This is a genomic window from Bartonella sp. AP57NXGY (assembly GCF_042195805.1).
Taxonomy (GTDB): domain Bacteria; phylum Pseudomonadota; class Alphaproteobacteria; order Rhizobiales; family Rhizobiaceae; genus Bartonella.
This window is the reverse complement of sequence record NZ_JBHIOZ010000006.1, coordinates 48,999-55,680: the sequence shown is the minus strand read 5'-3', so window position 1 is coordinate 55,680 and position 6,682 is coordinate 48,999. Positions and strand designations below refer to the sequence as shown.

At 42.7% G+C, this 6,682-nt stretch carries 14 protein-coding genes and 1 pseudogene; all 15 read left to right on the top strand.

The window, feature by feature from the left end:
- Positions 1-65: pseudogene (locus ACFIL8_RS02035) on the top strand (elongation factor Tu); the annotation flags it as partial.
- 61 nt (positions 66-126) lie between these two features.
- The gene (gene rpsJ, locus ACFIL8_RS02030) at positions 127-435 is read left to right on the top strand and encodes a 30S ribosomal protein S10 (RefSeq protein ID WP_005773267.1); all 309 of its coding nucleotides are present in this window, start codon (positions 127-129) and stop codon (positions 433-435) included.
- A 27-nt stretch (positions 436-462) separates the two neighbouring features.
- On the top strand, positions 463-1,200 hold the full coding sequence (gene rplC, locus ACFIL8_RS02025; RefSeq protein ID WP_273791404.1) for a 50S ribosomal protein L3: 738 nt from the start codon (positions 463-465) through the stop codon (positions 1,198-1,200).
- 2 nt (positions 1,201-1,202) lie between these two features.
- Positions 1,203-1,823 (top strand): 50S ribosomal protein L4, encoded by a 621-nt coding sequence (gene rplD, locus ACFIL8_RS02020; RefSeq protein ID WP_273791405.1) that lies wholly within the window; start codon positions 1,203-1,205, stop codon positions 1,821-1,823.
- Entirely contained in the window at positions 1,820-2,113 is a 294-nt protein-coding gene (locus ACFIL8_RS02015) for a 50S ribosomal protein L23 (RefSeq protein WP_273723987.1), read from the top strand. The genes rplD and ACFIL8_RS02015 overlap by 4 nt, the downstream gene beginning before the upstream one ends.
- A gap of 20 nt (positions 2,114-2,133) precedes the next feature.
- Positions 2,134-2,967 (top strand): 50S ribosomal protein L2, encoded by an 834-nt coding sequence (rplB, locus tag ACFIL8_RS02010; RefSeq protein WP_375611474.1) that lies wholly within the window; start codon positions 2,134-2,136, stop codon positions 2,965-2,967.
- A 15-nt stretch (positions 2,968-2,982) separates the two neighbouring features.
- A complete protein-coding gene (gene rpsS, locus ACFIL8_RS02005) occupies positions 2,983-3,261 on the top strand; it encodes a 30S ribosomal protein S19 (RefSeq protein WP_004855734.1) in 279 nt (92 codons plus the stop codon).
- 2 nt (positions 3,262-3,263) lie between these two features.
- Complete coding sequence (gene rplV / locus ACFIL8_RS02000; RefSeq protein ID WP_273791407.1) at positions 3,264-3,653, top strand: 50S ribosomal protein L22; 390 nt, start codon at positions 3,264-3,266, stop codon at positions 3,651-3,653.
- Complete coding sequence (gene rpsC / locus ACFIL8_RS01995) at positions 3,653-4,363, top strand: 30S ribosomal protein S3 (protein ID WP_273791408.1); 711 nt, start codon at positions 3,653-3,655, stop codon at positions 4,361-4,363. The genes rplV and rpsC overlap by 1 nt, the downstream gene beginning before the upstream one ends.
- 36 nt (positions 4,364-4,399) lie before the next feature.
- Positions 4,400-4,813 (top strand): 50S ribosomal protein L16, encoded by a 414-nt coding sequence (gene rplP, locus ACFIL8_RS01990; protein ID WP_375611475.1) that lies wholly within the window; start codon positions 4,400-4,402, stop codon positions 4,811-4,813.
- Positions 4,814-4,825: 12 nt separating this feature from the next.
- Positions 4,826-5,026, top strand: coding sequence for a 50S ribosomal protein L29 (gene rpmC, locus ACFIL8_RS01985; RefSeq protein WP_375606714.1), 201 nt, complete (start codon positions 4,826-4,828; stop codon positions 5,024-5,026).
- Between the two features lie 11 nt (positions 5,027-5,037).
- On the top strand, positions 5,038-5,277 hold the full coding sequence (gene rpsQ / locus ACFIL8_RS01980) for a 30S ribosomal protein S17 (RefSeq protein WP_012231991.1): 240 nt from the start codon (positions 5,038-5,040) through the stop codon (positions 5,275-5,277).
- Between the two features lie 144 nt (positions 5,278-5,421).
- On the top strand, positions 5,422-5,790 hold the full coding sequence (rplN, locus tag ACFIL8_RS01975) for a 50S ribosomal protein L14 (RefSeq protein ID WP_004855715.1): 369 nt from the start codon (positions 5,422-5,424) through the stop codon (positions 5,788-5,790).
- A 12-nt stretch (positions 5,791-5,802) separates the two neighbouring features.
- Entirely contained in the window at positions 5,803-6,117 is a 315-nt protein-coding gene (rplX, locus tag ACFIL8_RS01970) for a 50S ribosomal protein L24 (protein WP_375688806.1), read from the top strand.
- Positions 6,110-6,667: a 50S ribosomal protein L5 gene (rplE, locus tag ACFIL8_RS01965; protein ID WP_375613143.1), complete on the top strand. Its 558-nt coding sequence runs from the start codon at positions 6,110-6,112 to the stop codon at positions 6,665-6,667. The genes rplX and rplE overlap by 8 nt, the downstream gene beginning before the upstream one ends.
- Positions 6,668-6,682 lie beyond the last annotated feature (15 nt).

The following is a 6,682-nucleotide window of genomic DNA, read 5'->3' as shown; positions in this document are numbered from 1 at the left end:
GTTTTGCTATTCGTGAAGGTGGTCGTACTGTTGGTGCCGGTATCGTCTCTAAGATCATTGAATAAATAATGCTTGTTGAGTGCTTTGATTATTGAAGGCACTTTGTATAACAGGGAAATAAAGAGCATGAACAGTCAGAATATTCGCATTCGCTTGAAAGCGTTTGATCATAGAATTCTTGATACGTCGACGCGTGAGATTGTATCGACTGCTAAACGTACCGGTGCAAATGTCCGTGGTCCCATTCCGCTTCCGACGCGGATTGAGAAGTTTACGGTCAATCGTGGACCGCATATCGATAAGAAAAGTCGTGAGCAGTTTGAGATGCGAACACATAAGCGTCTTCTTGACATTGTTGATCCAACGCCGCAAACAGTGGATGCGCTTATGAAGCTCGATCTTTCTGCTGGTGTGGATGTAGAAATTAAGCTCTGAGGTTTGAGGACAGAAGGAACAGACCCGATGCGTTCAGGTGTAATAGCACAGAAGCTGGGCATGACCCGTATTTATAATGATGCTGGTGAGCATGTGCCGGTGACGGTACTTCGTTTGGAGAATTGTCAAGTCGTTGCTCAGCGTACAGTTGAAAAGAATGGTTATACTGCTGTTCAATTAGGTGTAGGCTTTGCTAAGGTTAAGAATACTTCACAAGCTCTTCGTGGACATTTTGCTAAGGCTTCTGTTGAGCCTAAAGCCAAAATAGCAGAGTTTCGTGTGAGTCCCGACAATCTTCTTGATGTTGGTACTGAGATTACAGTGGAACATTTTGTTCCAGGGCAAAGAGTTGATGTGACTGGTACCAGTATTGGTAAGGGGTTTGCTGGTGTTATGAAACGACATAACTTTGGTGGGCATCGTGCTTCCCATGGTAATTCGATCACACATCGTGCTCATGGTTCTACAGGGCAGTGCCAAGATCCTGGTAAAGTTTTTAAAGGCAAAAAAATGGCCGGACATATGGGGCAAGTGCGTGTAACAACACAGAATATTGAAGTTATTTCCACTGATAGTGAGCGTGGTTTAATTTTAGTGCGTGGTGCTGTTTCTGGTTCTAAAGGTTCTTGGATTTTGATACGGGATGCTGTGAAGAAGCGTCTTCCTGATAATGCTCCAAAGCCTGCTGGTATTCGCCGTCTTGTGAAGGAGAAAGCGGAAATGGTTACTCCGGTGACGGAAACCTCTGAGGTTGAGGGAGCCTAATAATGGATCTTGTAATTAAAACTCTTGATGGTAATGAAGCTGGCAAATTAAAGGTTTCTGAAGCTATTTTTGATCTTGTTCCGCGTGAGGATATTTTGCAACGTGTTGTTCGTTGGCAGCTTGCACGTCGTCAGCAGGGAAGTCATCAGTCCCAAGGTCGTTCTGATGTGTCGCGAACAGGGGCAAAAATGTTTAAACAGAAAGGAACTGGGCGTGCTCGACATTCATCTGCACGTGCACCGCAGTTCAGGGGTGGGGGTAAGGCACATGGACCGGTGGTTCGTAGCCATGCGCATGATCTTCCTAAAAAGATTCGTGCTCTTGGGTTACGTCTTGCTTTATCTGCAAAATTAAAAGCAAAAGATTTAATTATTGTGGATGAGTTGACTGTTAAGGATGCTAAAACGAAAATGCTTGTTTCTCATTTTTCTAAGCTTGGATTTAATAACGCTCTCTTGATTGGTGGTAAAGAGATTGATATTAACTTTTTTCGTGCAGCCTCTAATATCCCTAATATTGACATTTTGCCTATTCAGGGAATTAATGTTTATGATATTTTGCGTCGCAGCAAACTTGTTTTATCAAAAGCAGCTGTTGAGGCTCTTGAGGAGCGTTTTAAATGACAGATCTTCGCCATTATGATATAATTATTAGTCCAGTTATTACTGAAAAGGCGACTATGATTTCTGAATATAATCAAGTTGCTTTTAATGTCGCGCCGAAAGCGACGAAGCCTGAGATTAAGGCTGCTATTGAAGCGCTTTTTAGCGTAAAAGTTAAAGCAGTTAACACGATAGTCCGTAAGGGTAAAGTGAAGCGTTTCAAAGGTATAGTTGGTCGGCAGAGTGATGTCAAAAAAGCGATCGTAACTCTGGCCAGTGGTCAGACTATCGACGTTTCGACAGGTCTTTAAGAGGCTCGGAGATAGGAATAATGGCACTTAAGCAGTTTAATCCAACGACACCTGGGCAGCGTCAGCTTGTTATTGTGGAACGTTCTTGTCTTTATAAGGGAAAACCTGTAAAGATGTTAACTGAAGGTTTGTCTTCAAAGGGTGGACGTAATAATCGCGGTCGTGTTACTGCTCGTTTTCAGGGTGGTGGACATAAACGTAGTTATCGGTTTGTCGACTTTAAGCGTCTTAAACGTGATGTTTCAGCAAAGGTTGAGCGTTTAGAATACGATCCTAATCGTACCGCTTTTATTGCTTTAATCCGCTATGAGGATGGGCAATTGAGTTATATTCTTGCACCACAGCGTCTTGGTGTTGGTGATTCTGTTATGGCTGGTTTAAATGTGGATGTTAAACCAGGTAATGCTATGCCTCTTGCTAATATGCCTGTAGGTACAATTATTCATAATGTTGAGATGAAGCCAGGGAAAGGCGGACAGATTGCACGTTCAGCAGGTGCTTATGCGCAGTTGGTTGGACGAGATCATGGTATGGCTATTCTTCGTTTAAATTCTGGTGAGCAGCGTTTGGTTCCGAGTAGCTGTTTTGCAACTGTTGGCGCTGTTTCAAATCCTGATCATGGGAATATTAATGATGGTAAGGCGGGGCGGTCACGTTGGCGTGGTAAACGTCCACATGTTCGTGGTGTTGCTATGAACCCCGTTGATCATCCACACGGTGGTGGTGAAGGTCGTACATCGGGGGGGCGCCATCCAGTTTCTCCCTGGGGTAAACCTACGAAAGGTAAGCGTACGCGCTCCAATAAAGCCACTGATAAATTTATTATGCGTACGCGTCATCAACGCAAGAAATGAGAAAGGTAGTCTGAGGTGGTTCGTTCAGTGTGGAAAGGTCCGTTTGTTGACGGCTATCTTCTTGGTAAAGCAGAGAAGGTACGTGCAAGTGGGCGCAACGAAGTTATAAAAATATGGAGTCGTCGCTCTACTATTTTACCGCAATTTGTTGGTTTAACTTTTGGTGTTTACAACGGTAATAAGCATATTCCTGTTTCTGTTTCTGAAGAGATGGTTGGGCATAAGTTTGGTGAGTTCGCTCCTACCCGGACTTATTATGGTCATGGTGCCGATAAGAAAGCGAAGAGGAAGTAGGAATGGGAAAAGCTAAAGTTTCGCGCCAGCTTAAAGATAATGAAGCAAGAGCTGTCACGCGGACAATTCGTGTTAGTCCGCAGAAGCTTAATTTAGTTGCTGCAATGATTCGTGGTAAAAGAGTTAATGTAGCGCTCGCTGATTTGATGTTTTCACGCAAGCGAATTGCTGCTACTGTGAAAAAAACGCTTGAATCAGCAATTGCAAATGCAGAAAATAACCACGATCTTGATATTGATTCGCTTGTTGTGGCGGAAGCTTATGTTGGTAAGTCGATAGTGATGAAGCGCTTTCATGTTCGTGGTCGAGGGCGTGCTAGTAGAATTGAACGTCCATTTTCGCATCTTACTGTTATTGTTCGTGAAGTTACCGAAAAAGTGGAGGCCGCGTAATGGGGCAGAAGATCAATCCAATAGGACTTCGTCTTGGTGTTAATCGGACTTGGGACTCTCGTTGGTATGCTGATAGTGGTGAATATGGGCGCCTTCTTCATGAAGATTTGAAAATTCGTTCATATGTGCTTGAGGAACTTAAACAGGCGGCTATTTCTAAGGTTGTTATTGAGCGTCCTCATAAAAAGTGTCGTATTACAATTCATTCTGCACGTCCTGGTTTGATTATTGGTAAAAAGGGTGCTGATATCGAAAAGCTTCGTCGTAAGCTCTCAGAAATGACGGATGCTGAAACTTCATTGAATATTGTGGAGATTCGTAAACCGGAGATTGATGCGACAATTATTGCGCAATCAATTGCTCAACAGTTAGAGCGTCGTGTTGCTTTTCGTCGTGCAATGAAGCGTGCTGTTCAGTCTGCTATGCGTCTTGGTGCGGAAGGTATTCGTATCAATTGTTCTGGCCGTCTTGGTGGTGCTGAAATTGCTCGTATGGAATGGTATCGTGAAGGTCGTGTTCCACTTCATACCTTGCGTTCTGATGTTGATTACGGTACAGCAGAAGCTAAGACCGCTTATGGTATTTGTGGTATTAAAGTTTGGGTCTTTAAGGGTGAGATTCTTGAGCATGATCCGATGGCTTCAGAACGTCGTGCTACGGAAGCTGATCAATCTGGTTCTTCATCGAATCGTCGCCGCGAAAATGCTTAGTTTTTGAGATTGAACTAAAATTTGGAGTAGAGAACAATGTTGCAGCCAAAGCGCACAAAGTTCCGTAAACAGTTCAAAGGCCGTATTCACGGTTTTGCGAAGGGTGGTACGGATTTGAATTTCGGTGCCTACGGTTTGAAGGCTGTTGAGCCGGAGCGGGTTACTGCTCGTCAAATTGAAGCGGCGCGTCGTGCGATTACACGTTATATGAAGCGTTCTGGTCGTGTGTGGATTCGCATTTTTCCAGATCTTCCGGTTACATCTAAACCGACTGAAGTTCGTATGGGTAAAGGTAAGGGAAGTGTTGATTATTGGGCTGCACGTGTTGCTCCTGGGCGCGTCATGTTTGAGCTTGATGGAGTTCCGGAGGATGTTGCACGTGAAGCACTAAGATTGGGTGCTGCAAAGTTGCCTATAAAAACGCGTTTCATCCAGCGTATTGCTGAATAATGAGGTTAAGCGATGAGAGCCACAGAATTACGGGCGCAAACGCTCGACCAAATGAAAGATGAATTGGCTAAGTTAAAGAAAGAGCAATTTAATTTGCGTTTTCAAAAAGCAACAGGTCAATTAGAAAAGACTGCGCGCGTTAGACAAGTTCGTCGTGATATTGCGCGTATTAAAACTTTTCTTCGTCAAAAGATAAGTGAAAGTAAGGTTTAAGGAAATAAGAGATGCCTAAACGCGTTTTGCAGGGTGTTGTTATTAGCGACAAAAGTGATAAGACTGTTGTTGTCAAAGTTGAACGCCGTTATTCTCATCCGCTTCTTAAGAAGACTGTTCGGCAGTCTAAAAATTATAAAGCGCATGACGAAAACAACCAATTCAAGATTGGGGATCAAGTTTCTATTCAAGAATCTAGACCAATTTCGAAAGATAAATGTTGGATTGTTGTAAAAGACAATGTAGCGTAATGAGTTAAGCTTATTGTTTTAGAATTTAACAGTGTGGTTATCATTGATAAATTTGAAGGCGATAACTTTATCGTTATTTGGCAGGCAAATCCGAGTGTGTAAAAGATACAATCGGATATATGTGTTAAGAGAAGGTGGCCAGTCATGATTCAGATGCAAACAAACCTTGACGTTGCTGATAATTCTGGAGCGCGTCGTGTCATGTGCATCAAAGTGTTAGGCGGTTCAAAGCGGAAATATGCTTCGGTCGGTGACATTATTGTTGTTTCGGTTAAGGATGCAATTCCTCGTGGCCGTGTTAAAAAAGGTGATGTTATGAAAGCTGTTGTGGTTCGTACTGCTAAGGATATTCGTCGCGCAGATGGTAGTGTCATTCGTTTTGATAGTAATGCTGCGGTTTTAGTAGATAATAAAAAAGAGCCGATCGGTACTCGTATCTTTGGACCTGTTCCCCGTGAATTGCGTGGTAGGAATCATATGAAGATCATCTCGCTTGCTCCTGAAGTTCTGTAAGGAGTAAATGTTATGCAAAAGATTCGAAAAGGTGATAAAATTGTTGTTTTGTCCGGTAAGGATAAAGGATGTAGTGGTGAAGTAATTAAGGTTAGTCCAAAAGAGAATAAGGCTTTTGTTCGTGGGATTAATATGATTAAACGTCATCAACGTCAAACGCAGAAGCAAGAAGCTGGAATTATTTCTAAAGAAGCTCCGATTCATCTGTCTAATTTGGCGATTGCTGATCCTAAAGATGGTAAGCCTACACGTGTAGGCTTTCGTATGAATGCAGATGGTAATAAAGTTCGTTTTGCCAAGCGTTCGGGAGAGTTGATTAATGGCTGAGGAAAGACAAATACCGCGTATGAAAGCGCATTATTTTGAAGTGATTCGTAAAGTGCTTCAAGAGAAGTTTAATTACAGAAATGTGATGCAAATTCCGCGGATTGATAAAGTTGTAATAAATATGGGGATAGGTGAAGCAACTGCTGATTCGAAGAAACCTTCCCTTGCCGCTGAGGATTTAGGGCTAATAACGGGTCAGAAGGCTGTTGTTACGCGTGCGCGTAATTCTATTGCGACCTTTAAGGTTCGTGAAGGAATGCCTCTTGGGGCTAAAGTTACATTGCGTAAAGATCGTATGTTTGAGTTTTTAGATCGTCTTGTGACGATTGCTCTTCCGCGGGTTCGTGACTTTCGTGGTTTAAATCCAAAGAGTTTTGATGGTCGTGGCAATTTTGCTATGGGTATTAAAGAACACATTGTGTTTCCAGAAATCAACTATGATAAAGTTGATCAAATTTGGGGTATGGATATTATCGTTTGTACGACAGCAAAAACGGATGATGAAGCTCGTGAGTTATTGCGTGCTTTTAATTTTCCTTTTCGTTCGTAACGGCAAACGTAGTGA

Excerpts from the sequence above, each read along its gene's own strand:
- rpsJ (WP_005773267.1), top strand. The coding sequence starts at position 127 with ATGAACAGTCAGAATATTCGCATTCGCTTGAAAGCGTTTGATCATAGA.
- rplC (WP_273791404.1), top strand. The coding sequence starts at position 463 with ATGCGTTCAGGTGTAATAGCACAGAAGCTGGGCATGACCCGTATTTAT.
- rplD (WP_273791405.1), top strand. The coding sequence starts at position 1,203 with ATGGATCTTGTAATTAAAACTCTTGATGGTAATGAAGCTGGCAAATTA.
- ACFIL8_RS02015 (WP_273723987.1), top strand. The coding sequence starts at position 1,820 with ATGACAGATCTTCGCCATTATGATATAATTATTAGTCCAGTTATTACT.
- rplB (WP_375611474.1), top strand. The coding sequence starts at position 2,134 with ATGGCACTTAAGCAGTTTAATCCAACGACACCTGGGCAGCGTCAGCTT.
- rplV (WP_273791407.1), top strand. The coding sequence starts at position 3,264 with ATGGGAAAAGCTAAAGTTTCGCGCCAGCTTAAAGATAATGAAGCAAGA.
- rpsC (WP_273791408.1), top strand. The coding sequence starts at position 3,653 with ATGGGGCAGAAGATCAATCCAATAGGACTTCGTCTTGGTGTTAATCGG.
- rplP (WP_375611475.1), top strand. The coding sequence starts at position 4,400 with ATGTTGCAGCCAAAGCGCACAAAGTTCCGTAAACAGTTCAAAGGCCGT.
- rpmC (WP_375606714.1), top strand. The coding sequence starts at position 4,826 with ATGAGAGCCACAGAATTACGGGCGCAAACGCTCGACCAAATGAAAGAT.
- rpsQ (WP_012231991.1), top strand. The coding sequence starts at position 5,038 with ATGCCTAAACGCGTTTTGCAGGGTGTTGTTATTAGCGACAAAAGTGAT.
- rplN (WP_004855715.1), top strand. The coding sequence starts at position 5,422 with ATGATTCAGATGCAAACAAACCTTGACGTTGCTGATAATTCTGGAGCG.
- rplX (WP_375688806.1), top strand. The coding sequence starts at position 5,803 with ATGCAAAAGATTCGAAAAGGTGATAAAATTGTTGTTTTGTCCGGTAAG.
- rplE (WP_375613143.1), top strand. The coding sequence starts at position 6,110 with ATGGCTGAGGAAAGACAAATACCGCGTATGAAAGCGCATTATTTTGAA.